The following is a 25,594-nucleotide window of genomic DNA, read 5'->3' on the forward strand; positions in this document are numbered from 1 at the left end:
GACGGCGGTCTCACCAATATTCAGGTCGCGGCAGACCTGCGGAACGGCCAGTCCCTGGTCCTTGATCATCTTTACCACTTGCAGTTTGAAGCTGTCGTCGAATGTTCTGCGTTTGCCAGTCATGAAAGAATCCTCGATAGATGCATTCTCCACCTATCGAGGTGTCCGGGGAAATTAGACCACTGCAGGAGCATGGGTGTTGGACATTGAACTTGAATTCTTCACGGAGAATTTAGTGGATAAACCGGTCGTCCTCGGTGCGCGGGCTCACCGGAGGAAACGGATCGTAATCCGGCAGATCGTCGTGCCCGGGGATGTTTATCAGCGCGTTGGTTTTTCGTAGCGCAGGCTTAAGTTTGCTCTATTGTTCTGGCGGTAACGGCTGTGACCAGCTCCTCCACCCGATCTCGCCGGGTCTAAACTCTGTCGGAGCCCGGCGTGTCGAGGGAGTATTGGGGGCGTTTCTTCTAGCCCACAGCAACATGAGAGACGCGCTGTCTGTGGGTATAAGAGCTAGGCAATCGAATCAATATCCAGGTAGCAAGGGGCTCCCACGGTGTGGCCACCCGTTATCGCCGCTATCGCCCGGTCATCGTCGTAGGCTGGTGGGGGGGACATTGCCAGCTGTTCCTGAGTTGTATTCTCCGGATGAGCTTTCCAACGAGGCAAATCGCCCTCAATCAGTTCGGGCAGTCCAGCGAATAAACCATACACATGGGACTCGGTGACAGGCTCGCCACGTAAAATGTCCAGTCGCGTCCGCGTTGTGCCTATGTTCTCGATTTCTTGTTGAAGGGCGGCCTTCGTCGCTGCTTGACTATCGATATATCTGTCGGGGCTCGCCGCCAGGCGTCTCTCCAAAGTGAGCAATTGCCGCTGGACGTTCTTTAACGCCCCATCCACCAGTTCAAACTCATTGTCAGTAACTAATGTGCGATTGAATTCTTGAGCTTCCTGCCAGCGGCGTAGGCTGGCCCAGCAGTTTGGAATGTAGCTGAGGACCATTTTGTGGTCTGCATTATCAACAATTTGTCGTAGGAATGAACCGCGATCCGGTAGGCCGTCGGTTGCCTTCAGCGCTTTGGCACAGCCGTGGTCATTGATAGTGCTGCAACCTGGCATCCAGAGGATCGAGGACTTTTTGCCAGCTCCAAAGTTGACCGGCATAAAGTGTCGCAGAGTACCGTGGTGGGTATAAGGCTCACCGGTAATGTTGATCATGCCCAACGCAAACCATGACACCCCGACAGGCGGACTGATCACCGTAACGACACCCTGTGCGATGTACTCCCGCTTGGTGGACGTGTTCATCCATGTCGATGGAACGCTTGGCACCGGATCGTTGTGGTTGACGGTGCGGTGGTGAATCAGGGGCGAAGCCCCCTCAACGAAGACTTTGTCACCGGCCCGTGGGGCACCGTAGGTGTAAAGCACAATGTCATAAGTAAAATCCGGTCGACGTCGCAGCATTTCAGACACTATCAGCGCAATCGCTCCACCCAGACTGTGCCCGGAGATGACCAGCTTTTGCCCAGTGTAAAATTTATCCAGGTAACGGACTGCAAAGTCATAGGCCACCTTGGCCGCACCATAAAATCCGTTATGCACTTTGCCAGGCCATTTGCCAAAGGGCACCTGAGTGGCATCCATGTCGCGCAGGGCATCCGCCCCACCGGCGGTGCCCCGGATCGAGATCAAAATCAGCGTATCGTGGTGGGTAATGAAGGCTTGGGTATCGGTGCCTTCGTCAGATGCGCTGTCATCAAAGCAGTGAATGCTGGCCGGATTTTCCTGTTTTTCACCTAGGCTTGGGCTATTAACTTCCGAGTACAGCTCTGGGTCGAAGGGCACCATTTCCAGGCGTTTGGAGTACGGCACCTCTTCATACAGAGGGTAATAGGCTTTGCTCCCCGCCTGCGCTGCATCCACCTGCCAAAGCTCGTCAAATTTTGAAAGAGCGTCACCAAACCAATTGCCAATGCTCGGTTGCAAGGGAAAGCTCACGCTGTCTTTTTCTACCGGGAGTGAGGTGGGTTGCTGTCCAAAGTCGCTGTAACTCAGAGTCGACATCAGCGCAAGTTGGTAGAGGTTGAGTGCGCAGAAATCGTTGCTAGGCGATAGCATTGGGCGCAAGGCGCGTAGCGGACGCACCTCCAGCACGGTGTGCCGGTTCGGCATCAAGGCGACGCCTAGTGGTGTGCGTGCAGGTGGTGCATTCCCCAGCTCCGCCATAGCCGAATCATGCGGCGTGACGTCCACGTTCTTTCCACCATCAATGAAGCCAGTTTGCTGGGTCTTGGGGTTTTTGACCTGAGATTTTTGCCGAAACAACGAAAACACATGGGTATTGGGTGGAAAATGGCGCTGCACTTTGGGGGGCAGATGCGCCGAATGATCCACCAGCTCGCGCACTTCAACCTGGTAAAGGGTATTAGCCTCGCCCTGTGCCGGGTTGGCTTCTGTGCGGGCGCCCGACTTATTAAAAAAACGGGTTTTTTCGGCCCGTACTTGCAGTTCGGTGATGGGCAGCGGGTAGTGTGGTCTGTTTATTAAATCCTTATAAAGTTTGTCAGCTCCTTGGTAAGGCTGATTCAGTTTCAGAACCACCGGGCCGCAATAATGGTTATCCACCTTGCCGGATCCGGACGCATCCAGTTTGCCGGTGTAGCTGACATTTTCGTAATCGGTGACCTCGTAGGCCAAACCGGCATAGGGTTTGCCATCACCCAGTTCATCCACCAATTGAAAACTGGTCGAGTGCCCACGTAACGGGCACGTATGAATACGACCGTCAAAGGACGGTTTGTCACTGTCTTTCAGGGGAGCAAGGCTCATGGGGTCACTTCCTTGTTTTCGGTGCAACCCGGATAAATGCTGCAGTTGCGACCATCAGGCATTTTGAAGGTGCTGAAGTCCTTGTAGTTACCATTGCAGTAAGCATGTTGATCTTCAAAATTGTCGCCCATACAACGTTTCCAGCCTCCAGGCACCTTGACCCAGGTATCTCCCCAGCCAGGTTTTTCCTCATCAGCCAGCTTGATCTTCAATTTCACGGTTTTGCCCGGCAACTGATCGAGGGTGTACGCGGCAAACGGACGACCTTTGGTGACATTGCCCTGGGCATCGGTGTTTTTGCAGTCAAGAATTTTTACAATGCGGCGCTTAAGGCCAACCGTGCGGAACAACCACTGGCACTGACCCGAAAACTGGCTTTCTCCGACTGCGTTGAAGGTGCCCTTGTCGCTGGAGTCGAGGTAATCCCGCACCACGATAAGTCCTGAATCTCCGCCGAAATCACCACGGTCCTCACCGTAACTCGCGTTAATGTCGAGTTGGATTTTGTCCAGCACCAACTCGCACCCTTTGCGGGTGCGGTGTATTTCGATCTGCGTATCAGGCTTATATTCGGTTCGCCACTCACGGTTGAACTGCGGTTTCAGGTTGTCACGTTTGCCCAAGTCGCAGGACTGACCGGGGACCGGCACGTAAGTCACGGACGCGACATAAGCAAAGTTCGGTGGCAGGTCAGCGATAAAAGTAAAGGTGTCGGACTTGCCGGTGGCTGAGCAGCCGACGGTCATGGCCATGCAACTGCCAAGGATCAAACTGTGAATGACACGTTTCATACGGAGGCATCTCCCTGCCAATACAGCGTTTCCTGATAAACCCGGTCAAAGTGCATCGTCGGGGTTTCGTTTGGCTGGGGTAGCCAGCTTTTTGGTGGGGCGTAGTCCGGCGCCTGCAAGCTTTGCGTCAGCAAAAAATGAATGCTGTCCGGTTCCTGCCAACCCCAGGTGTGCGCCAGGTCGAACTGGCCGCGTAGCCAAGTATCAATGTCCTGCTCCTGTGCCAGGCTGAGCAAGTTGTCGGTGTGCTCGCGGATAAGGTAACGCCGCGTGTTGTCGAACTGTACGCCCTTGAATGTGGCTTCGGGCATAGGGGTATGACACCAGGCGGGGTCTGTTGGCAGAGGGTACTGACTGGGCGCGGGGTTGTCAGTGATCGTCCATTGCTCAACCTGCCAATAACAGACGCTGGCCATCGATCCCAGATACTCTGGACGCTGTTCAGGTTGCAGGTAGGCCAGCGCACGTGCCAATACGCGGTTATCGTGGAAACGATAGACGGCTTGGTGGGGGCGCTCACCCGTCACCAGACGCTCTCGCCAATGGGCACTCAGCACATCGAGATCAGTGTTTTCAGCGCTGGCCAGCCAACCCCAGTTGCGCTCTGGCGACGAAAGCAACGTCCGGAGCGCGGGGATATCAAACGAATCGAGCTCAAACAGGTACGGTCCGTTTGTCGCCAGCGACTCAGCTGGAGTACCAATGTACAGGTTGCGGTAGCGCTGAGCTCCCAGCTCGCTGACCAACGTATTGCGTTCATCTTGCTGCCCGAGGGAATCCAGCACCAAGTAAAAGCGCCGCCCTGTCGCGGACTGTTCGTGTATCCATTGCTCCAACGTGCTCATGCGTTGTCTCCAATACTGCACAGGCCATCGCGACAAGCCTCGCATAGCGGGCAGTAGTCAGTCGCTTTCTGTTGGGTCTCTAAAACGAGAGATAGCGGACTGAGGATTATGGCGGGCAACTCACTAGCCAGCGCCTCTGTTGCTTGTAGTGGCGCCATACCGGGCATGGGCGCACCACCCAATACAATGGGTACGCTGCTGAAGATGCCCCCAGCACTGATCACTATGTGTTGACCTCCGGCTGCAAGCGTCAGGGATGCACCGGCATTGATCACCACGTTGGTGGCGGTGACATGGGCCTGCGAGCCTGCCTTGATCACCAGTGTCCCATCCGCCGTGGTGCTGCTGTTGCCGGTGATGGAGATCAGTTCGTTGCCGCCAATCACGGTGTTGCGTTGACCGTCGGTGGTGTGGGTTTCATCGCCCTTGATCAGGCTGGTGCTGTTGCGCCCGACCTGCTCCGCGCGGTCGTTGTCGATCTGGCTGGTGCTGTCGTTGCGGATTAGTTGTTCGAAGTCACGCTCGGCGCGCAGGTAGACTTTTTCCTGACCAGCGCGGTCCTCGATCATCAGCTCGTTAAAACCACCTGAACTGGGCGAGCTGTGGCTGCGCAACACGGTCTTGGTCTTGTTCGCCGGCAAGGGATATGGCGTGGGGGTAACCTTATTCACCACGCACCCGGTAATTAGCGGCAGGTCGGGGTTGCCTTCTAAATAGGTCACCACCACTTCCATACCGATCCGCGGGATGGTCACTGCACCAAAGTTTTCTCCCGCCCAACTGGACGACACTCGCAGCCAGCAACTGCTCTTGTCGCTGTTGAGTTCAGCGCGGTCCCAGGGCAGCTCGACGCGGACTCGCCCAAAATCGTCGCAGAAGATTTCTTCGCCCACAGGTCCCGTTACACGAGCAGTCTGGCTCACCAACACTGTCTTACGCGTGACAAGCGGCGGACGGTAAAACACATCCCAAGGAATCGCGCTGAAGCTGTTGCGGTAACCTTGGGTAAAACCGTCTTCGGGCTTAACGTCGCTGGTGATTGATTCCTCCAGAGACTGAGGTTGCTTGCCCGAATGCGTCACGCTGAGCAACAGCCACAACTCGTTACACGCTTTGCGAGGGTGCTCGGTCAGAGTAAAGAAGTGGCCACTGCGCAGGATCGGCTGGTCGCTTTTACCCTCGGCCAACTGGTAGTCGCTACGGTGTCGCTCCAGGGCTTGCCGGGCCAGCTGTTTGCCGAGCTTTTCATTTTCGATCAGCAACGGATAGCGATAATCCTCCAGCGCAGGAGTGGCCTCGACCGCCATTCGACTTTCCAGCAGCAGGCTTGGGCGTTGTAAATCATAGCCCCGGCGCGTGGCCGTGCTGGTACGGGTGCTGAAGCGCATGGAGAACTGGCTGACGACCGGATGATCCGCCGCCAGTCCAGCGCCTTGCTGATAGGGCGTGTCCCCCAGCTTGGGGAAATAGGTCTGATCATCGGTGAATACGAGCAGGTGGCCATCCTGGCTGTGTTGGTGGTGCCACGAAACACCATCTTCACTGCATAACCTCTGGATGAACTCGAAGTCGTTTTCACCGTATTGAGTGCAGTATTCGCGCTCTGGGCTGGTGCTGACATGAAAGGCGTACGCATCAGCCTGAAGACCATGCCCCTGGAGCACCTGGGCCACTATCTGCGGCACCGTCAGGTGCTGGAAAATCCGCTGGTTGTGGCTGAACTGCAAGTAATGCAGCGCCGGCACCAAGGTCAGGTGATAACGGGTCAGGCGTTTACCCGCTTCCCCCACGAAAACATCTTCGATACGCCCATGTATACCTTCGCCATTCAGGCCAAACTGGAGAAAAGCCGACTGGCTGAGCAAGCTCTCCAGATCGAAATCAGGGTACTCGCTGACCAGTTCAACATGGATAGCGTACAAGCTGCTGATAGCTTCAGAGCCGTGAAAGGCCAGTACCTTGAAGTCGTTACGAACAGAGGGAATCAGTAACGTGAAGTGCGCAGCATTGGCCGGCGCAAACATACGCTTATCCTTAAGCTGAGAGAGGAGGCAAAACGCGATGTCCAGGCCATACCTAGCCTAAACAAGCTCAAATTTCCAAGCACGCTAACAAGGCTGCAGAAAAATTGATGTAGGAAACGTTCTAAAATGTTTCAGAAATTTCCAAATATTCAGAATGTTTTTTCTGTGAACGACAGGGACAGTGAAAATGATGCTGAGTTCATTTTTGTGCGCTTTACATATGGTCGAAGTGAAAGTCCATTTTCCAGTTTTAAAACCCGGTGCCCGGCATTTACCTGTTTCTTAATGAAGAGTCGAAATCCTTCGACTCTCTCCAATCCGGATGCGATCAAGCGCCCGGTTTAGTGCGTCCAAGGCATCAAGGAGGGCCTTCGCCTCAGCTTCCCGGCCATCACCCCAAAGGCGTTCTGCCATTTTGTTCAGGGCCTGGATGGAGCGCTCAATTTCAGCAGCAGTCGCTGCTTTGCTTTCCAGCTGTTTCTTCAGCATTGAGTAACCTTTCTGCAGGGCAGTACTTGCCTTCAGTTGCTAGCTCAGAGTATCGGCCACCAGAACACAGACGAACAGCCTCGGTCGTGGGCATCGGCACCGCATCGATCTGCTGTTAGTCCAGTCCCCAGCATGGGGCGCCAGGGGGACGAGTGTCCGAATCACTCCATCCCGCCCCTATAATTCAAAAGGGTCGCGAGATTTTATCTCGCGACCCTTTTTATTTGTCTCGGTTTTGACGCCTTGGTTATTGATGCAATCAGCGTCGATCCAACCAAACCGTCTGCGCATTACAAAACTCCCGCACCCCAAAATGCGACAGCTCCCGGCCAAAACCACTCTTCTTCACACCACCAAACGTGACACGTGGGTCCGTCGCGCAGTAGCCATTGATGAACACGCCACCGGTTTCCAGTTCACCAGCCATCTGCTCCGCAAGCTGAACATTACCTGTGTAGATAGTTGAAGCGAGTCCGAATTCGCTGTCATTGGCCAACTCCAGCGCATGGGCGGCATCGCGTGCGGTGATGATGGAGGCCACCGGGCCAAACAGTTCCTGTTTGAATGAGGTCATCTGGTCGGTGACGTCAGCGAAGACGGTGGGCTCGTAAAAGTTGCCGGGGCCTTCAGCTTTCTTGCCACCCATCAGCAATGTCGCGCCTTCTTCCAGGGTGTCGCGAACTTGACGATCCAATTCCAGCACACACTTTTTCAAGGCCGCACCGGCCTGTGCGCCAATGGCAATGCCGGCCCGGACGCTGCCGGTGAGTGTCACCGCTGCGATGCGTGGATCGGCGATTGTCGTGGAGACGCCGTCCGGCGTGACATTGATGACCTCGAAAACGCCTTCGGGAAAGTCAGCGTGTTTGAAGGCATCCCGCAACAGATAGGCGCAGCCCATCACGTTGGGTGCATGTTTGAGGACGTAGGTGTTGCCAGCGATCAGCGCTGGAACGGCGCCGCGCAGGACCTGCCAGATCGGGAAGTTCCACGGCATCACGGCGAGAATCGGGCCGAGCGGGCGATATTCAATGCGTGCCTTGCCACCCTCGACCATTGTTGGTTCGGCGCTCAGCATGGCAGGGTCAGGACTCTTCGCGATAGCGCCCCGGGGTCATGCCGAACCAGCGCAGGCAGGCTTTATGAAAGCTGCTCTGATCGCGAAAACCCAGCAACGCGCCGATGTACTTTACGCTGCGCACCGAGTTGCGCACCGAGTTGCGCAGGAAGTTGTGCGCGAGCATCAGCCGCGCCTCGTCCTGTAGCGCGGAGAAGTGCATGTCTTCATTGCTCAGGCGCCGTTGCAGGCTGCGCGCGCTGACCCCGACCACCTGGGCGATTTTGTCGAGGTCGCTGGGCACGCCTTGGGCCAAGCGTTCGGACAGCACCCGCCGAACCCGCGCGGTCATCGAGTCGTTGAGCAGCACGTTCAAACGCGCGCGAGCGTATTCGACATGCAAGACATCCAGTGCCGGATCGGCGGTGGGCAAGGCAATCGAGCAGTCGTCGATGCTGAACGTCAGGCTGTTGTACGGCGCGTCGAACAGCAGGTTGTTGCCCAGCAAGCGTTCCAGTCGGGTGGTGTCTGCGGGTTCGGGGTAGGTAAAGGTCGCTGCCAGGGGCTGGGGTTTGTGCTTGGGCAACAGCCAGTGGACCAGCCCCAGGGTTTGCGCGGCACCAGCGTCGATGAACGGGCGGGGCGTCAGCGACGGCTCCATGCTGATGTCGAAACCGATCAGCCTCAGCGCCTGGGGTTTGCGTTCCAGGCACATGCAAAAGCCGTTGCTGATCAGTGAGTGATAGTCCACCAGACGTTGCAGGGCAGTGCCCAGCGTGGCACAGGACATCACTGCATAACCGAGCACCTCCAGATTGGCCGGGTGCGCCCGGGTATAGGCCAGCAGGCCGATGTCCGGATTGCCGGTACGCTTTGCCGCTTCTGCCATCACCTTATAGACCAGCTCCAGCCCGACTCCCTTGGGGTTTGCAAAGACCTCCTCGCTGCTGTCGAACTGCTTGAGCAAGGCTTCTACGTTTGCACCTCCGTCGGTCAAGACATCGGCAAGCACCCGAAAACTGGCGCTAGTCATTCTGTGCATAGTTCTTCCTGGGCTGATAGCTAAGTGATATCGCGCGAGCGGCGCATGATCGCAATAAACAAATGACCACAGTCGATTAACGGGACAACCACGTTTCCGAGGACAAACGAAAGGTATCCGGGAACACTTCCTGACGCAGTGAGGCGGGGGGATTATGGCCGGCAGTCAACCCTTGCAGTCGCAGGAGCGCCGCTCGGCCTGGTCACACTCAACCGGCGGCAGGCCGCTGCTTTGTCCACGGATGTGTCATGCACAGAGTCAGAAACTTTTACAGTGAGTTGGCACTCGGCCGGTTGGTGCTGGCGTTTCAGCCGGTGGTCTGGTTGCCCGACAGTAATCGGGTGCTGTACCAGGAAGGGCTGTTGCGGCATATCGATGCGCTGGGAGACGGGGTCTATCCCTTTGCGATGCTGGAGAAACACCAACTGATGCGTGAGCTCGACCGCAGTGTGGTGCATGGCGTGATCGACAGCTTGCTGCTGGACGAGCACCTGCGACTGGGCTGCAACATCTCTGCGCAAAGTGCCATCGTCGACCACTACTGGCAGGAGATCTTCGCGCAGTTGCGTGATGCTCCCTCGGTGGCCGCGCGGCTGGTGATTGAAATCACCGAAAGCGCCACACCGCCCAGCACCTTGGCGGCGATCGAGTTCGTTCTGTGCTTGCGTGAACTTGGCTGCCGGGTGGCCATCGACGACTTTGGCGCGGGTCTGGGCACCCTGGAATTCATTCGCCAGACCCGGCCGGACATCGTCAAGATCGATCAGGGTTACATCCAGCGTGCACGCCTGGAAACCAACAACGCCCAGACCCTTGGCCACCTGTTGCAACTGTGCAAGACCCTGGCGCCGTGCGTGATCATCGAAGGGATTGAGTCCGAAGCCGACCGCGCTCTTGCCACCGCCTGCGGCAGCGAGTGGGGGCAAGGTTATCTATTCGGTCGTCCGCAGATTGATGCGTTGGGCGCGCGCTGCCTGTTGCAACCCATATTGTTGTAGAGACGGTCCGGGGCAGTCTGACGCTTACGACGATTGACCGCTGGTGCTTTACCGTACATGCGGAAAAACATATATTCGGGGAAACGCATATAAGCTGACGCTCCACTGTGACGCAAAGCCCAAACCCCGAGAACCGAAATGGCTGCCCCTCTGACGCCGACCACTGTTTTCAAATGCCTGGCTGACGACAACCGCGTCCGCATGATGCTGCTCATCGCCCGTGAGGGAGAGCTGTGCGTCTGCGAGCTGACCTGTGCGTTGAATGAGAGCCAGCCCAAAGTCTCCCGGCACCTGGCACAGTTGCGTACAGGCGGATTGCTGGCGGACCGTCGGCAAGGCCAGTGGGTTTACTACCGGCTGCACCCGAATCTTCCTGACTGGGTGCATCAGGTGCTGACCGTGGTGCTCGAAGCCAACAAGCACTGGCTGAGCCCGGATGCCAAACGCCTTGAACAAATGGGCGACCGTCCTGAACGGGCAGCGGCTTGCTGCCCGGCTTGATGATTTCCAAAGCACCCTCCCTGACAACAGCAACAGAGCACCTCAACATGACTATCAAAGTGGGCATCAATGGTTTTGGCCGCATCGGTCGCCTCGCCATGCGCGCCGCGTGGCGCTGGCCGGAGTTTGAGTTCGTGCAGATCAACGACCCGGCAGGCGACGCGGCGACGCATGCGCACTTGCTGAACTTCGACTCGGTGCATGGCCGTTGGAATGATCAGGCAAGCGCCGAGGGTGACTGCATTGTCATCGACGGCAAACGCATCAAGGTCACCGCCAACAAGGCGATTGCCGATACCGATTGGTCGGGCTGCGATCTGGTGATCGAAGCCAGCGGCAAGATGAAGACCGTCGCGGTGCTTCAGGCTTATCTGGACCAGGGCGTCAAGCGCGTGGTGGTCAGCGCTCCGGTGAAAGAAGAGGGCGCGCTGAACATCGTCATGGGCGTCAACCATCAGCTGTTCAAACCGGCCGAACATCGCATCGTCACCGCGGCTTCGTGCACCACCAACTGTCTGGCGCCGGTGGTTAAGGTGATCCATGAAAAACTGGGTATTCGCCACGGTTCGATCACCACCATCCACGACCTGACCAACACACAAAGCATCCTCGATCAGCCGCACAAGGATCTGCGCCGTGCGCGGGCTTCGGGCATGAGCCTGATCCCGACCAGCACCGGCTCGGCCACCGCCATCGCCGAAATTTTCCCGGAGCTGCGCGGGCGTCTGAACGGTCACGCCGTACGAGTACCGTTGGCCAATGCTTCGCTGACTGATTGCGTGTTTGAGGTCGAGCGCGTCACCACGGTTGGCGAAGTGAATCAGTTCCTCAAGGATGCGTCCGAGAACGAACTCAAAGACATCCTCGGTTTCGAGGAGCGTCCACTGGTGTCCATCGACTACCGCACCGACCCGCGCTCCTCGATCATCGATGCGCTGTCGACCCTGGTCATCAACGGCACCCAGGTCAAACTCTATGCCTGGTACGACAATGAATGGGCTTACGCAAACCGCACCGTCGAATTGGCCAGAATGGTTGGCCTGGCTGTTTAAGGAGCGTTGATGAAAGCCTTGTCAGCCCTCGCTCCGCCAGTGCGGCAGTACCTGCTCGTGACGGGCAATTACTGGGCCTTCACCCTCACCGACGGTGCCTTGCGCATGTTGGTGGTGCTGCACTTTCACGCGTTGGGCTACAGCCCGCTGCACATCGCGGCGTTGTTCCTGTTCTACGAACTTTTTGGCGTGATCACCAATCTGGTGGGCGGTTATCTTGGTGCGCGTCTGGGGCTGAACCGAACCATGAACATCGGGCTGGGGATGCAGGTTGTGGCGCTGTTGATGCTGACAGTGCCAGTGGCTTGGCTGACGATCCCCTGGGTGATGGGGGCTCAGGCGCTGTCGGGGATCGCCAAAGACCTGAACAAGATGAGCGCCAAAAGCTCGATCAAACTGCTGGTGCCCGACGGGCAACAGGGCAAGCTTTATCAATGGATAGCCGTCCTCACCGGCTCGAAGAATGCCCTCAAGGGTGTCGGTTTCTTTCTCGGTGGGGCATTGCTCGCCCTGATCGGCTTCAGAGGGGCGTTGCTGGCCATGGCCGCCGTTCTTTCGCTGATCTGGTTCAGTAGCGTGATCCTGTTAAAAAGGGATCTGGGCAAGGCGAAAGCCAAACCAAGGTTTCGCGACATCCTCTCCAAGAGCCGTGCCATCAACATCTTGTCGGCAGCACGAATGTTCCTGTTCGGTGCCCGCGATGTCTGGTTTGTGGTGGCTTTACCGGTGTACTTGAGCAGTGTCTTTGGCTGGGATTTCTGGAAGGTCGGTGGATTCCTGGCGGCCTGGGTGATTGGCTACGGCATCGTGCAATCGTTCGCGCCACGGATTACCGGCAAGCAACGAGGACATGTCCCAGATGGCCGCGCTGCGTTTGTTTGGGCGCTTGCTTTGGCAGGCTTTCCCGCAGCAATCGCTCTGGGGCTGAACACCGGGTTATCGCAACAATGGGTGCTGTTGGGCGGATTGATGATTTTTGGTGCGCTGTTCGCGGTGAACTCCTCTCTGCACAGCTACCTGATCGTGTCCTACGCCAAGGAAGACGGCGTGTCGCTGGACGTGGGCTTTTACTACATGTCCAACGCCATGGGACGGCTGATCGGCACCGTGCTCTCTGGCTGGGTTTTTCAGGTCTTCGGGCTGGGAGCGTGTTTATGGATATCCAGCGCATTTGTTATATTCGCGGCACTGATTTCCATTAGGTTGCCGAGGCATTCCAAAGTGATCTAAATCGCTCTGAAGGCGCTGTTTCACGCGTTTTACTCGTCATAGTGCAACTTTCATTTTTATTTGTTTTGGCGTTCCTGACGCTTTTCAGGCGCCAAATATTTGCAGTTTTTTATATGGATCGAAAAGCGATTGCTCTTAGTGCAATTAATTCATACGCACTATTGCAATCTAAGCCATACATTACCAACCCGATCAGGCAGCAAGGAAAACTACAACAACCTCATCACTAAAAAACTGACACAACAAAAACAGAAATCTCCTTATAAGTCGGTGAACATCATGATTAAAGTCATGGCCTACTTTTTAATAGGAGCTGGTATTGCAGGATGCAACGGTATGGTGAAACCCGACTTGTCGGGACCTGCCAATGATTCATATTTCTCAGTCTTCTCAGGCTTTCCCTTGCCCTATCTGTACACGGCCTCGGCTGTGCAATGGAACGAGGACTACGCCGTCACCACCCGCCACACCCCACTCATCCGCAACGTGAAATACAGCTGCAGCACCGGCTGCGACCTGGTCTTCATCAAGCACAAGGCCGACGGCCATTATCCGTCATGGCGCGCACCGCGCGTGGGTGAGCACATCACTGCCGTGGGGACGAGCCCGTATATGACAACGGTCAGCGGGGAAGGCAAGGTGTATCCGGCACCTTTCATCAACAGTGATGAAGGCAGCGGAGAACGCTATGCCATCCATGATGCCCCGATGATCAAGGGGATGTCGGGTGGGCCCGTCATCGCCAGTGACGGCAACATTGTCGGTATTAATGTCGGTTTTTTCTCCACCACACTTCACGATGTGAGTTTTCACCCTGGGGTAAAGGGCGCGGAGCGGATCAGCATCTTTATCCCGTACTCGATCATTCAGCGTGAGTGGCGGCTGATGCAGGCACAGCTTAATGATCCGCACGGCGCGAAATATGCGCAGAAGTAGCGTCGGGTCATCACCGAATCCGGATCATCGGATTCGGTGCGAGGTGGCACGTCTATCACTCGCTTATTCAATCCAGGCGTATATTGATAGTGTCGATCCAGGTCGTTGAGGCGATAGCAATTCGTCGTGGTGTGGCAGGTGAGAGCGCTGGGGGAGTTAGATTTCCCGGAGTGTCTGGAGGTGTTACATGAGCCAATATCAACGACTCTTTCTGATAGCCGGTCCAGCCATGCGTCACACCCCGGCGCTGGAGCGAGCTGTCGCCATTGCCGAAGCCACCGGTGCCGCGCTGCACATCACAGTGTTTATCGAAGACTCCCACCTCCTGGGTTTGATGAGCACAGGTACGCGGTTTCGTGAGGTCTGTCAGCAAGAGAACGAAAAATGGCTGAAAGATGAGGCCGATCTGATCCGTGGGCGCGGCATCGCGGTGAGCACCGAAGTGCTGATAACGCACAACGCACTGCAAGAGATTCTTCGACATGTGACAGAAATGCCGGCGGACCTGGTGATCAAGGACGTGCAGCACGAGTCGGCGCTCAAGCGCGTGTTCATCACGCCTCTGGATTGGCACTTGTTGCGCGAATGTCCGGTGGCTGTCCATCTGGTCAGTGAAGTCAGGTGTCCGCTGCCGAGGGTGATAGTGGCGGCCGTCGATCCGTCGCGCCCCGAGACGCAGATCACCGGCATCAACGACCGCATTATCCAGGCGGCGAACGGATTGGCGATGCAATGCAATGCGGAGTTGCATCTGCTGCATGCCTACGATCTATCGCTGACTCATATGTCCGATGCAGGCGCCGGAGCCGTGACAATGCCAGGCTTCAGCAGCGATGTGCGCAAGTCTCTGCATAAGTCATTCATCGCCTTGGCCGACCACTTTGGCGTGCCCACCGAGCGACAACACTTCGTTGCAGGGCCGCCTGGCAAAGCGCTGGCTGACTTTGCAGCGCATCATCGGGCCGATGTGATCGTCATGGGCAATGCGCATCGCAAGGGACTGGGCAACTGGGTGGGCAGTACGACGGAGCATGTGTTGTATCGAGTGCCCTGCAACATCTTCGCGGTCACGGGGCAAGTGGATCAGTGAATGGATCCGTTGTTCAATGACTCGCTAAGAGCGCCTCGGCGGCTGGAGCGGGATTTTTTGAGGGCATGTGCCGAGATATCCCGGTAGGTATCGCAATCGGTTGCCGCAAGGAGCTTTCCACCGTCCTTCAAGGTGGCCATGAAGGTCACTTCAGTGCTGTTGCCGGCGAGCAGATAGCCGGCGATGGCGCCGACTGGCCCCAGCAACATCGCGCCTGCAATGCCCAGGCCTATGGCGCTCTTTATATTCTTGTTGGACTCCGTGTTCTGGACCGTCAGATCTTTGAATTCCGAGACCGGGAAACTTTTCCCCAGTCGTGGTTTAAGGGCTGTCTTGAGCGTAATGGTACCCGAGTGATACTCCCCGTCGCACTGCGGGAAATCACCGGCGAGCACTGTGATCTTTGCCATATGGAGTGTTCTCTGGGCGATCATTTTTGGGGTGGACATTGCGCGCGTCCAAACTCAAAACGTCAACGATCTAACGATGAGTGGCAGCCGCAGGCCCCGAAACACAGCGACCAATCTCATCCATGGCACAGCCGAGGGCCGTGATGTTCTGGTTGATACGGTCGAGCAGGGCGGGGACAGGATCGTCTGGCATGGTTATTCCTCCAGTCAAGAAAGGAAAGCGTAGCAGGTGAACGGGAGCCGTATACGCGGCGATAGCCCTGTCATGGACGTTTTATAACGTTTGGCAAAAGCGGGCGGAGAGTGCGCTTTAATCCTGCGTTGGTCCGACAGGTTTGATCGCGATCAGGATTTAGAGGCTTGGCATCATCAACAGACCTTTCGGCTGAGAGGGACTAACGGGGGATTAATGGACTTCTGGACCACCACGCAAGTATCGATTTTAGGGTTGGTTGAAGGGCTCACAGAGTTTTTGCCCATCTCCAGTACAGGACACCAGATCATTGCCGCGGACTTGCTCGACTTTGGCGGTGAGCGAGCCATGGCGTTCAATATCATTATTCAGTTGGGGGCTATTCTGGCGGTCGTCTGGGAGTTCCGTCACAAGATTCTGGACATCACCACCGGCTTGCCGACCCAGCGTAATGCGCAACGCTTCAGTCTTAATTTGTTGATCGGCTTCCTGCCGGCGGTTGTCCTGGGGGTGATGTTCGCCGACAAGATCCATGAGTATCTGTTCAACCCTATCACTGTGGCCGTGGCGCTGGTGATTGGCGGAATCATCATGTTGTGGGCGGAACAACGCGAGCATGTGGTGGTGATCGATCATGTGGACGAGATGCGCTGGACCGATGCCTTGAAAGTCGGTTGTGCACAGTGCCTGGCGATGATCCCCGGCACTTCGCGCTCGGGATCGACGATTATCGGTGGGTTGCTGTTTGGCCTGTCACGCAAGACGGCTACCGAGTTTTCGTTCTTCCTGGCGATGCCGACAATGGTGGGGGCCGCGGTGTACTCGGGCTATAAGTATCGCGATCTGTTCCAGGCCGCCGACTTGCCAGTGTTTGCTCTGGGTTTTTTGGCCGCGTTCTTCTTCGCGATGATGGCCGTGCGCGGTTTGCTCAAGTTCATCGCCAACCATAGTTATGCGGTGTTCGCCTGGTACCGGATCGCGTTCGGTTTGCTGATCCTGGCGACGTGGTTTTTGGGTTGGGTCGACTGGAACCACCTCTCGGAAGGGGTGTAGGTTTTCCATGCCTGCCTTTGTGGCGAGCGAGCAAGCTCCCTCGCCACGTGTGGGCTGCTGAAAGTATCTAAAGCTTGTTGACCCGCGCCAGTGGCAGGCTGATTTTCTGTTCACGCTGCAGGAAATTCATCATCAGCAGCACCCGTTCCTCGCCGTCCATGGCCAGGAACACCGCTTCGAGATCGCAGAACGGGCCTTCATTGATGCGCACGGTATCTCCGTGTCTCAACAACGTTGTCACGATCGCCTGACTGTCCCGTTCCTGGAGTTCATCGATCAGTGCATCGCGGATTGGCAGCGGCTGACCGCCGAACCCGACGACTCGCGAAACACCGCGGGTCGAGCGCAGCGGACCCCAACTGTCCTGAAGGCTCAGTTGAATAAACAGATAGCCCGGAAACAGCGACTCGCTGATCACCTTGCGCTGGCCCCGCAAAATGCGCTCACGTCTGTAGGTCGAGCGGAAACAGGCATAGCCCTGGCGCTGCAAATGTTCTTCGGCGCGCTCATCTTGTTTGGGTTTGCACTGGAGCAGATACCAGGCTTTGGTGGCGTGTTCTGCAATCGCGTTCATTTAGAGGCCTCCTCTGCGTTGATCTGCTCCAGCAATTCGGCGGTCTTGCGCTGCATTAACGAGCTGTCGCCACGACTTTCCACGGCCAGGCACACCACGCAACCCTTGTCCGAGAGGCGCAAGCTGAAGCGCCAGTCGGCAAAGACCAGATTCAGTCCGTCGCTCTCGTTGATGTCGAGGGCATCGGCGGCGTAACGCTGCTTGATGCATGCCAGCAGTGCGGGGCCATCCTTGACGTGACGATGGACTTCCCCGGAAGAAGGGAAAGCGCCGATGCGCTCCACCAGCAGCACTGGCGGCTTCTGCACGCGGGGGAAAATCAGTTCCGACGCATAGGCGCGCACGATCAGGTAGGCGAGGTTGTGTTTAAGGTCAGCGCCATACGGGGGGCGACTGTCATCTGCCTTGAAACCGCTCAACGTATTCATAGAGGCTTCGTCCATAGGGTAATAAAGACCATAAAATCGATTCGGTTAAGCACACGCTTGTCAGGGGGCAGCGCCGTCACAGGGTGTTCTGATGCAGGTGCTCGAAGCAGAAGTTGGTGGCTTCGATGTAACCTTCGGCGCCGCCGCAATCGAAACGTCGGCCTTTGAATTTGTAAGCCAGGACGCAGCCGTTCTGGGCCTGTTTCATCAGCGCATCGGTGATCTGGATTTCACCGCCCTTGCCAGGTTCAGTGTCAGCAATCAGGTCGAAGATATCGGGGGTCAGAATGTATCGACCGATGATGGCCAGGTTGGACGGGGCGTCTTCCGGACGGGGCTTCTCGACCATGCTGTTGACCCGGTAAATACCCTCGCGAATCAACTCGCCGGCAATCACGCCGTATTTCTGGGTCTGCTCATGGGGCACTTCCTGGATCGCCACGATCGAACAGCGGAACTGTTCGTAGAGCTTGATCATTTGCGCCAGCACCCCATCGCCCTCCAGGTTCAGGCACAGATCGTCGGCCAGCACCACGGCGAATGGCTCATCACCGATCAACGAGCGGCCGCTGAGAATCGCGTGCCCCAGGCCCTTCATCTCCACCTGACGGGTATAGGAGAAACTGCAGGTATCGATCAGCTCACGAGTGCCATGCAGGAACTTTTCCTTATCGGTGCCACGAATCTGATGTTCCAGCTCGTAACTGGTATCGAAATGATCCTCCAGCGCGCGCTTGCCGCGGCCGGTGACGATGGCCATATGTTGCAGGCCGGCGTCGCGTGCTTCCTCGACGGCGTACTGGATCAGCGGCTTGCTGACGATCGGCAGCATCTCCTTCGGCATGGCCTTGGTGGCGGGTAAAAAGCGGGTCCCATAACCGGCAGCGGGGAACAGGCATTTACGAATCATGGAAGCGTCCTTGAAAGTAGACTGATGGAGTGGCTGATGGCAGTAGGAAAGATTCGATCCGGATGTCGGAACCGGTCACGCTGAGGAGTGCGGGCTCGAAATGGCCCGATCACTCGAGAAAAATGTTCGCAACGCTACAGGGGCAACGAAAGGCCCGTGCGCCATGTTTCTCGTCAGGCGCGGGCAGGGGGAATATCGGGTGGCCGGCGAGCATGCCCGGTTGTTCCATGGCATGTTCCTGACGCAATCCGCTGTAAAAAAAGTTATTGCCCAAGGCGCCCTTTACCCAACGACTAACCGAATGTCCGACACCCTGGCAATGCACTAGCGGAACAGCTATACATTAGCCATTCGCTATTTCGGTGTAATTTAGATTGAACGAACGCGGGAAAACGGCAACTGTTAGAAATTGTCTGGATAAAATCCTGAACTGTTATTTTCAGTGCCTGAAAGCGAAATGTTATTTTTTGTCTGGAGAAAAAGTTGGGGGTGGTTTAGGTGCCATGGTAATAAATACGCATCGATTGTTTTAATGTTTCTTCTGCAGTTACCGGGTTTTTAAATACCTGAATTCATTCGTAGATTAAAGCTCTTATGTTCGGCAAGTGTTAGGTCACCGCCAATGTTGACAAGACGGGGAAGGTTATCTTGCTTAAAAGGGTTTTGATTGTTTGTGTCGGCAATATTTGCCGCAGTCCCACCGCGGAGCATTTGCTGCGCGGGGCACTTGTCCATTCCGATATTCAGGTCAGCTCGGCTGGTCTGGCCGCCTTGGCAGGCAAACCCATCGAGCCGACGGCACACGCTGTACTCGAGGAGCATGGTCATCTGCCCCATGAGCACCAGGCCGTCCAACTCACGTCTCAAGCCGTCAGCGAGGCGGACTTGATTCTGGTGATGGAGCGACGGCATGTCAGCGGGGTGCTCAACATTGCCCCTGAGGCGCGAGGCAAGGTGTTACTGCTGGGCAAATGGCAGGACGATCGCGAAATCAGCGACCCCTACCGTCAAGGCAAACCTGCTTTTGTGCATGCTTATGCGTTGATCGAAGAAGCCGTACACGCATGGGCACAGCGTCTAGCACGCTGATGGCCACTCCTTTTTGAATCGTAATCAAGGCAAAGAATCCGACTTATGCAGCAAGCACCGGTAGTCAACGTGCGGGACGACGACAATGACGAGATTGATCTTCTCGGCTTGTTTGGAACACTCATCGACCATAAATGGCTGATTGCCGCGATTACCGGTGCCTTCATGGTGACCGGTGCCGCGTACGCGGTGCTGGCGACCCCGGTATATCAGGCGAACGCGCTGCTGCAGGTTGAAGCGAAAAAGAACGACTTGCTGGGCTTCTCCGATGTCAGCAGCATGTTGGGGAAAGAGTCGCCTTCCGCGACTGAGATCGAGCTGATCAAGTCTCGTGCGGTGATTGGCAAGACAGTCGATGAGTTGAAACTGGCCATTATCGTAGAGCCCAGTTACTTCCCCATTATCGGTGAGTTCATTGCGCGTCGTTTTAAAAATGCTAGCCCGGATGAAGTCGCCAGTCCATGGTTGGGTATGACGGGTTACGCCTGGGGTGGCGAGTCGTTAAAAATAGCTCGCCTTGAGCTGCCACAAGATAAGTTAGCCAAAAAACTGACCTTCATTGCCGGTGAAAACGGGGCTTTCCAGCTGTTCAATGAAAGTGACGAACTTTTGGTTGAAGGGCAGGTGGGAGAGGTTGTCGATCAACGCGGCGTTAAATTGCTTGTCGAAGAGTTGCGGGCCAACCCCGGAACCCGGTTTCGTATCGTCCGCAAACCACGGTTGACCAGTATTCTGGATTATCAGGAAGCACTGGATGTCATCGAGCGTGGGAAAGAGTCGGGCATCATCGGGTTGGCGCTGGAAAGTACCGAGCCGGAATTGGCGGTAAAAATCCTCAATAAGATTTCCGAACTCTACGTCGAGCAGAACGTACAACGGACTTCTGCCGAGGCCGAGCAAAGTCTGGAGTTTTTGAAAGAACAGCTGCCCCAGGTCAAGAATGATCTGGAGAAGGCCGGCAACGCGCTCAATTCGTACCAGACGCGCACCAAGTCCGTGGACATCAGCCTGGAAACCAAAGCGATCCTGGACCAGATTGTATCGTTGGACACGGCTATCTCTCAGCTAAAACTCCAGCAAGCCGAGATGGATAGAAAGTTCACCCGTCAACACCCGGCCTACCGTGCGCTGCTCGCTCAGATTGCTGAACTGAGCAGCAAACAACAGCGTCTGGCCGAGAAGGTCCAGGACCTTCCCTCGACCCAGCAAGAACTGCTCAGCCTGACTCGTGACGTCGAAGTGGGTACGGCGATCTATACCCAGCTGCTGAATAAGTCCCAGGAGCTCGATGTCATGCGCGCCGGGACGGTGGGCAACGTGCGTTTGATCGATACGGCGGATGTGAACCTGATCAAGCCGATCAAACCCAAAAAAATCCTCATTGTTCTGATTGCCACCTTTCTTGGTGGGTTCCTGGCCGTGTTGCTGGTTCTGCTGCGCAAGGCCTTGAATCGCGGGCTGGAAAGCCCGGAAGCCATTGAGCAGCTTGGGCTCCCGGTATACGCCTCCATTCCCTACAGCATGCTGCAAAAAAATGCAGATGAAAAAAGTACGCGTGGAGGGAAGCGTTCCGGCAGCAGCCAATCGGTGCTGGCCGTTAACCACCCTACCGACCTGGCTATTGAAGCGCTTCGCAGTTTGCGCACCAGCCTGCATTTCGCGATGCATGAAGCTGACAACAATCGTCTGATGATTTCCGGCCCTAGCCCGCAAGTCGGTAAAACCTTCGTATCGGTCAATCTGGCAGCCGTGATCGCCCAAACAGGGCAGCGAGTCTTGCTGATCGACGTCGATATGCGTAAAGGCTATATCCACAAAGTCATGAATTCCCACAGCACCAACGGGCTTTCCGATGTCTTGGCCAAACGCTGCGATCTGAAAACCGCGATCCACAAAACAGACATCGACAATTTCGACTTCATCAGCCGCGGTCAGATACCGCCCAACCCTTCGGAACTGTTAATGCATCAAAACTTCACTGAGCTGCTGTCGCAGGTCAGCGAAATGTATGACTTGGTCATCCTGGATACCCCTCCGTTATTGGCAGTGACCGATGCGGCGATTGTCGGCAGACAGTCAGGTACAAACTTGATTGTTGCGCGCTTCGGTTTTAATCCCTCCAGAGAAATAGAACTGACCATTCGCCGGTTCGCGCAAAACGGCATCGAGTTGAGAGGCGCCATTTTCAATGGGGTAGAAAAACGCGCTTCGGCAAAATACGGGTACGGTGCTTACGGTTATTACAACTACGAGTATCAATCGGATAATAGTTAAATCGAGTGCGGCCCGGGTCCGTAAATCTTTCCGGTTTTTTGAGTTGTTTTGATTGTGTGAGGTATCAGCACCTGACACCCCACCCGGGTGGCAGGGGTAACGAGCTGATACCCATGTTGCCCGACAAAAAATACATCGTGTTCTCAGGAAATTGACTATAAATCCTGGGGCGGTAGCGTGGTTTTTTCGAAAAAAGTCTGAAGAAAAGCCTGTTTCTCGGATTGAGCTGATTGGCAAGTAATGGGTGTGCAGTTCCAAGTGACTCCTCCTGATGGATAGTTGAGAAAAAGATGGCCATGGCAAATAAACAGGGATTCTACGTAGAGCTGGAATCGATTCGAGGGTTGATGGCGTGGTGGGTCGTTTTTGGACACCTGTATTCCTGCTTTCGTCAGGCGATAGGCAACGTACCTCCTATCATCAATGAAGTGTTGTTGGCCACGGCTATTCCAGTCGATATTTTTATTTGTCTAAGCGGCTTTTTTATCGCCAAAGCCCTGAACGGGAAAAGTAGCGACTATAAACCCTATATTGTTCGGCGCGCTTTCAGAATCATTCCGATTTATCTGCTTGCCATGTTCCTGGCTGCCTTGTTGTTTAATGAGAGGATGAGTGTTCGCATGGAGATGCCATGGAACACCCCTGGGCAATTAGCAGCGGTTGAAAACTATTGGTCGACCATCAGTGACAATGTGGCCGCTTACTTGATGCCTTGTTTAATGTTGCTTCAGGGGCTGATTCCGGACCAGGTCCTGCCCCATGCAGGAGATGCCTTTTTAGCGCCAGCGTGGAGCCTGACACTGGAGTGGCAGTTTTATCTGATTGCGCCGTTGTTAGTGGGGGGCTTTTTGCTGAAACGCGGGAAAGAACTGCTTGTGGCGTCAAGTTTGCTTGCGCTGCTGCTTCTGACTCACTCTGGCCTGACATTCTCTTACGGCAGCTTCATCCTTATAAAATTACCTGTTTTCATTATTGGTATGTTAACCCACGATTTGATTCGCCGTGGCGAGGACGAACTGAAGAATGGACTTTTGATCATTGTCATCGTCTTGGGGATAGGTCTTATTAGCCGATCCCTTGCCAATTTTGCGTCTATCACTTTATGGTCAGTATTGGCGATCGTGTTCAAATTGAACGGCCGATTCAGGCAGCCGTTGATCACCAGAATGCTGGAGTTGTCTAAAGCCCCACTCAGGAACAAGATGCTGGTCAAACTGGGTGTGCTGTCGTACTCCACGTATTTGATTCATATCCTGATTATCGACGCCGTGATGATTGTCGCGAGAGCGTTCGGTTATCTGAGCAGTGACTTGGTTGCGCTCTTCATCGCGCTATCAATAGTCTTCACTTATGCGGCTTCATCGGTGATTCATCGGTATATCGAGACGCCCTTTATTGATATCGGTAAAAGAATAGCCACGTCAGTCTATTCTCGAGAACTAAAATGCCAGTAAGGGTCCTCGTCAACTATATGCTGTTTCCGTTGCTTCTCGTAGCGACGGCCTTCAACCTGAGATATCGATTGACGGGGGCTGATATACACCTGGGGGGCGCGGAGCTTTCCATAGCACCCTACGATATTTTTCTATTTCTGATACTGGTTTCCATCATTTTTTTCAGTAAACAAATCAATCTGGAAAAAATCAAAATTGACCGCATAACGGCGATGGCAATATTTTTTGTCGTGTTGTCCTCCGTGTCGATCATTAATTCGGAAGCGGTAAGCTTTACCGTGTATGAAATTTTAAGGCACTGGAAGATCATCGTACTGTTTCTTGTGGTGAGATCGGTTTTCCAGGATGGCAAGTCCATGGAGAAGTTCACCAGGGTTGCCGCGTTATTGATACTCTTCGAAACATTGTATGCGGCGTATCAACTGGCAACCGGCGATGTCACGGAAGATGCCCAGCAAGTTAAAGAACTTTTCGTAGAAAATGGAATCACCCGGGTCACGGGTACATTAAGACACCCGGCGTTGCTGTCTCTGTTTACGGTGCTGTTATTACCGTTCTGTGTCTATGGCGCGGTAAATGGAAAGGGCCGGCTGCTGTATATCGGTGCAATTGCAGCAGGCTTTGTGGTTATTTGCTTGACCTACTCAAGAACTCAAATTGTATTGTACTTTTTTGTTGTAGGGCTTTGCCTTTTCTATTTTAAGCGTCCGAATGGCAGCTCGATTCTAAGAAACAAAAAAATCATTTATACCTCTGTGATTTTTTCTTTGGTGATTATGGCAGGTGCCATTTATAACCTGGAAAACCTCTACGCACGATTTTTTGATGCACCTGAGTCGAGTACGACCTCAAGGCTGATTTTGGCAAAAATTGCGCTCAATATGTTTGTAGAACATCCACTCATCGGTGTGGGGTGGAATAATTTTGTAGATGTCATGGAACAGTACGATGAGTTCGGTGCATCTAAAAGCTTCAGGTACCCGGCTCACAATATGTATTTGCTGGTCATGGCCGAGACAGGACTGATAGGGATTATTAGTTATTTGGCTCTTATATATGGAATTTACAAAGTTCATAAGAATACGATCAAAAGGGCAGGTGATGTTTCTGTAAGTAATGCCTCGGCGGCCGCGCTGGTCTCTATTATCGCGATATTAATAACCGGTATCCAGGGTTGGTCATTCCGGGCGGATAGCATACAGGCAATCATCTGGATCAATTTTGGAATCATTTGCGCCCTTAATGACAGAGCGAAACGACATGCTTAGACGAGTTTTCCTGTGTGTCATGCTTTTGGCGGTTGCTTTTAACGTCTCGGCATCGACTCGAAGTGCTCTGGATTATAAGGCGGGCATGCCGTTACGAGGATTCAACGTCGATTTGAATTTAAGTGAGCGGGACTTTAAAAGCTTGGATGATCTGAATGTCAATGCGGTGCGTGTGGCGTTTGCATCACATCCATTGTTTGATGAGAGGGGTGGGTTGGACAGTGCGGCAATCGCTGTACTTGATAACTATATTCGGTATGCAAAGAAATACAATATTCTGATTCTGATCGATATTCATACTTTTCCTGGCAATGTCAAAAAATACTCGGGTTCGATAGGCGACGAATATTGGCGTAATACCGACTTGATGAGTGAGCTGATCAAGAGCTATGCGCAACTGGCCGAGAAGTTGAAAGACGAAAGCATGGTCATTGGTTATGACATTGTGAACGAACCGGCGCAGGCTGACCTTTCGAACTACCTAGGTTTTCTAAAACAGGTATCAGAAACAATCTTGAAGATTTCGCCAGGTAAACTGGTATTGATCCAGCCCCGCATCACCATTCAACCGAATGGAATTCCTAACGGGCAGCGCTCCAACTGGAGTGAGATCACTCACCTGATTGATGACAAAACAGTCGTTGGCAGCCTGCACTATTATGATCCAGGGGATTTCACTCATCAGGGTGTTCATCAGTTTCCTGTCAATCAACGCCTGCCATTTTTGCTTAGAAGTGAAAAGAGCTTGAGGTTGTATTTCAGAAAAACACTGTCTCGGATTTTAAATCACCCGGGGCCGGTGATAGTGGGTGAGTTCAGTGTGTCGAATTATAGTCCGGTGGATGATTCTGAACTGTACATGAATACATTGCTTGATCTGTTTGAGCGCAACGGCTGGAGCTGGTTTTATCACTCTTATAAAGAGGCAGACATCTGGAACCCCGAACTGTCGCTGACAAAAAGAGGTTTGGCCCCGGACGGCGCATCCAAGAAATACTTGCTGTTGAAGGCGCACTTTAGATTAAACGATCGATTTCAGGCCGCTGACTAA

25 protein-coding genes and 1 pseudogene are annotated in these 25,594 nt (G+C 54.6%); 13 read left to right on the forward strand and 13 right to left on the reverse strand.

The features are described 5' to 3' along the window. The 8 genes and pseudogenes from AACY49_RS31995 to AACY49_RS26925 all read right to left on the reverse strand — a co-directional run. Positions 1-123, reverse strand: a 123-nt coding sequence (locus AACY49_RS31995) for a transposase (RefSeq protein ID WP_445262664.1), incomplete at its 3' end; no start/stop codon positions are given. A 390-nt stretch (positions 124-513) separates the two neighbouring features. Continuing rightward, positions 514-2,835, reverse strand: a complete 2,322-nt coding sequence (locus AACY49_RS26895; protein ID WP_339527374.1) for a lipase family protein — start codon at positions 2,833-2,835, stop codon at positions 514-516. Then, positions 2,832-3,626 carry a hypothetical protein gene (locus AACY49_RS26900; RefSeq protein ID WP_339527375.1) on the reverse strand — a complete coding sequence of 265 codons (795 nt, stop codon included), beginning with the start codon at positions 3,624-3,626 and terminating at the stop codon, positions 2,832-2,834. The genes AACY49_RS26895 and AACY49_RS26900 overlap by 4 nt, the downstream gene beginning before the upstream one ends. Further along, entirely contained in the window at positions 3,623-4,471 is an 849-nt protein-coding gene (locus tag AACY49_RS26905; RefSeq protein WP_339527376.1) for a DUF4123 domain-containing protein, read from the reverse strand. The genes AACY49_RS26900 and AACY49_RS26905 overlap by 4 nt, the downstream gene beginning before the upstream one ends. Next, complete coding sequence (gene tssI, locus AACY49_RS26910; RefSeq protein WP_339527377.1) at positions 4,468-6,495, reverse strand: type VI secretion system tip protein TssI/VgrG; 2,028 nt, start codon at positions 6,493-6,495, stop codon at positions 4,468-4,470. Before tssI ends, AACY49_RS26905 begins: the two co-directional genes overlap by 4 nt. A gap of 282 nt (positions 6,496-6,777) precedes the next feature. Beyond that, complete coding sequence (locus tag AACY49_RS26915; RefSeq protein WP_258696632.1) at positions 6,778-6,984, reverse strand: hypothetical protein; 207 nt, start codon at positions 6,982-6,984, stop codon at positions 6,778-6,780. Positions 6,985-7,243: 259 nt separating this feature from the next. Further along, positions 7,244-8,068: pseudogene (locus AACY49_RS26920) on the reverse strand (aldehyde dehydrogenase family protein); the annotation flags it as partial. A 1-nt stretch (position 8,069) separates the two neighbouring features. Beyond that, on the reverse strand, positions 8,070-9,083 hold the full coding sequence (locus AACY49_RS26925; protein ID WP_339527378.1) for an AraC family transcriptional regulator: 1,014 nt from the start codon (positions 9,081-9,083) through the stop codon (positions 8,070-8,072). A 248-nt stretch (positions 9,084-9,331) separates the two neighbouring features. On the opposite strand from AACY49_RS26925, the gene AACY49_RS26930 reads away from it, so the two are divergent. From AACY49_RS26930 to AACY49_RS26955, 6 genes are all read left to right on the forward strand, one after another. Continuing rightward, on the forward strand, positions 9,332-10,081 hold the full coding sequence (locus AACY49_RS26930) for an EAL domain-containing protein (RefSeq protein WP_320391195.1): 750 nt from the start codon (positions 9,332-9,334) through the stop codon (positions 10,079-10,081). Positions 10,082-10,219: 138 nt separating this feature from the next. Beyond that, positions 10,220-10,582 (forward strand): metalloregulator ArsR/SmtB family transcription factor, encoded by a 363-nt coding sequence (locus AACY49_RS26935; RefSeq protein ID WP_339527379.1) that lies wholly within the window; start codon positions 10,220-10,222, stop codon positions 10,580-10,582. 47 nt (positions 10,583-10,629) lie between these two features. Next, positions 10,630-11,634: an ArsJ-associated glyceraldehyde-3-phosphate dehydrogenase gene (locus AACY49_RS26940; RefSeq protein ID WP_339527380.1), complete on the forward strand. Its 1,005-nt coding sequence runs from the start codon at positions 10,630-10,632 to the stop codon at positions 11,632-11,634. Between the two features lie 9 nt (positions 11,635-11,643). Next, positions 11,644-12,864: an organoarsenical effux MFS transporter ArsJ gene (gene arsJ / locus AACY49_RS26945; RefSeq protein ID WP_258696627.1), complete on the forward strand. Its 1,221-nt coding sequence runs from the start codon at positions 11,644-11,646 to the stop codon at positions 12,862-12,864. Positions 12,865-13,200: 336 nt separating this feature from the next. Then, a complete protein-coding gene (locus AACY49_RS26950; RefSeq protein ID WP_320394537.1) occupies positions 13,201-13,800 on the forward strand; it encodes a serine protease in 600 nt (199 codons plus the stop codon). A 187-nt stretch (positions 13,801-13,987) separates the two neighbouring features. After that, complete coding sequence (locus AACY49_RS26955) at positions 13,988-14,890, forward strand: universal stress protein (protein ID WP_339527381.1); 903 nt, start codon at positions 13,988-13,990, stop codon at positions 14,888-14,890. Here the strand turns inward: AACY49_RS26955 and AACY49_RS26960 are convergent. Together AACY49_RS26960 and AACY49_RS26965 are read right to left on the reverse strand one after the other, a co-directional pair. After that, positions 14,884-15,300, reverse strand: a complete 417-nt coding sequence (locus tag AACY49_RS26960) for a hypothetical protein (RefSeq protein WP_258696625.1) — start codon at positions 15,298-15,300, stop codon at positions 14,884-14,886. The two genes, AACY49_RS26955 and AACY49_RS26960, sit on opposite strands and share 7 nt — an antisense overlap. Before the next feature lie 70 nt (positions 15,301-15,370). Beyond that, positions 15,371-15,493 (reverse strand): hypothetical protein, encoded by a 123-nt coding sequence (locus AACY49_RS26965; protein WP_258696624.1) that lies wholly within the window; start codon positions 15,491-15,493, stop codon positions 15,371-15,373. A 216-nt stretch (positions 15,494-15,709) separates the two neighbouring features. Here AACY49_RS26965 and AACY49_RS26970 point away from each other — a divergent pair, with 216 nt between their 5' ends. Further along, positions 15,710-16,546 carry an undecaprenyl-diphosphate phosphatase gene (locus tag AACY49_RS26970; RefSeq protein WP_339527382.1) on the forward strand — a complete coding sequence of 279 codons (837 nt, stop codon included), beginning with the start codon at positions 15,710-15,712 and terminating at the stop codon, positions 16,544-16,546. Between the two features lie 67 nt (positions 16,547-16,613). Here the strand turns inward: AACY49_RS26970 and rfaH are convergent, their stop codons facing one another. From rfaH to galU, 3 genes are all read right to left on the reverse strand, one after another. Continuing rightward, a complete protein-coding gene (gene rfaH, locus AACY49_RS26975) occupies positions 16,614-17,120 on the reverse strand; it encodes a transcription/translation regulatory transformer protein RfaH (protein WP_258696622.1) in 507 nt (168 codons plus the stop codon). Continuing rightward, a complete protein-coding gene (locus AACY49_RS26980; RefSeq protein WP_339527383.1) occupies positions 17,117-17,548 on the reverse strand; it encodes a phosphomannomutase in 432 nt (143 codons plus the stop codon). The genes rfaH and AACY49_RS26980 overlap by 4 nt, the downstream gene beginning before the upstream one ends. Before the next feature lie 76 nt (positions 17,549-17,624). Continuing rightward, complete coding sequence (gene galU / locus AACY49_RS26985) at positions 17,625-18,458, reverse strand: UTP--glucose-1-phosphate uridylyltransferase GalU (protein ID WP_320391189.1); 834 nt, start codon at positions 18,456-18,458, stop codon at positions 17,625-17,627. 163 nt (positions 18,459-18,621) lie between these two features. On the opposite strand from galU, the gene AACY49_RS26990 reads away from it, so the two are divergent. The 6 genes from AACY49_RS26990 (at position 18,622) to AACY49_RS27015 (ending at position 25,594) form a co-directional block, all read left to right on the forward strand. Beyond that, positions 18,622-18,786 (forward strand): hypothetical protein, encoded by a 165-nt coding sequence (locus tag AACY49_RS26990; protein WP_339527384.1) that lies wholly within the window; start codon positions 18,622-18,624, stop codon positions 18,784-18,786. A gap of 320 nt (positions 18,787-19,106) precedes the next feature. Then, complete coding sequence (locus AACY49_RS26995; protein ID WP_258696619.1) at positions 19,107-19,547, forward strand: low molecular weight protein-tyrosine-phosphatase; 441 nt, start codon at positions 19,107-19,109, stop codon at positions 19,545-19,547. Between the two features lie 45 nt (positions 19,548-19,592). Then, a complete protein-coding gene (locus AACY49_RS27000; RefSeq protein ID WP_339527385.1) occupies positions 19,593-21,821 on the forward strand; it encodes a polysaccharide biosynthesis tyrosine autokinase in 2,229 nt (742 codons plus the stop codon). A gap of 290 nt (positions 21,822-22,111) precedes the next feature. Beyond that, entirely contained in the window at positions 22,112-23,275 is a 1,164-nt protein-coding gene (locus tag AACY49_RS27005) for an acyltransferase family protein (RefSeq protein ID WP_339527386.1), read from the forward strand. Positions 23,276-23,292: 17 nt separating this feature from the next. Beyond that, on the forward strand, positions 23,293-24,543 hold the full coding sequence (locus tag AACY49_RS27010) for an O-antigen ligase family protein (protein WP_339527387.1): 1,251 nt from the start codon (positions 23,293-23,295) through the stop codon (positions 24,541-24,543). Continuing rightward, positions 24,536-25,594, forward strand: a complete 1,059-nt coding sequence (locus AACY49_RS27015) for a glycoside hydrolase family 5 protein (protein WP_339527388.1) — start codon at positions 24,536-24,538, stop codon at positions 25,592-25,594. Before AACY49_RS27010 ends, AACY49_RS27015 begins: the two co-directional genes overlap by 8 nt.

It is taken from the genome of Pseudomonas sp. EL_65y_Pfl2_R96, from assembly GCF_963970905.1.
GTDB lineage: Bacteria > Pseudomonadota > Gammaproteobacteria > Pseudomonadales > Pseudomonadaceae > Aquipseudomonas.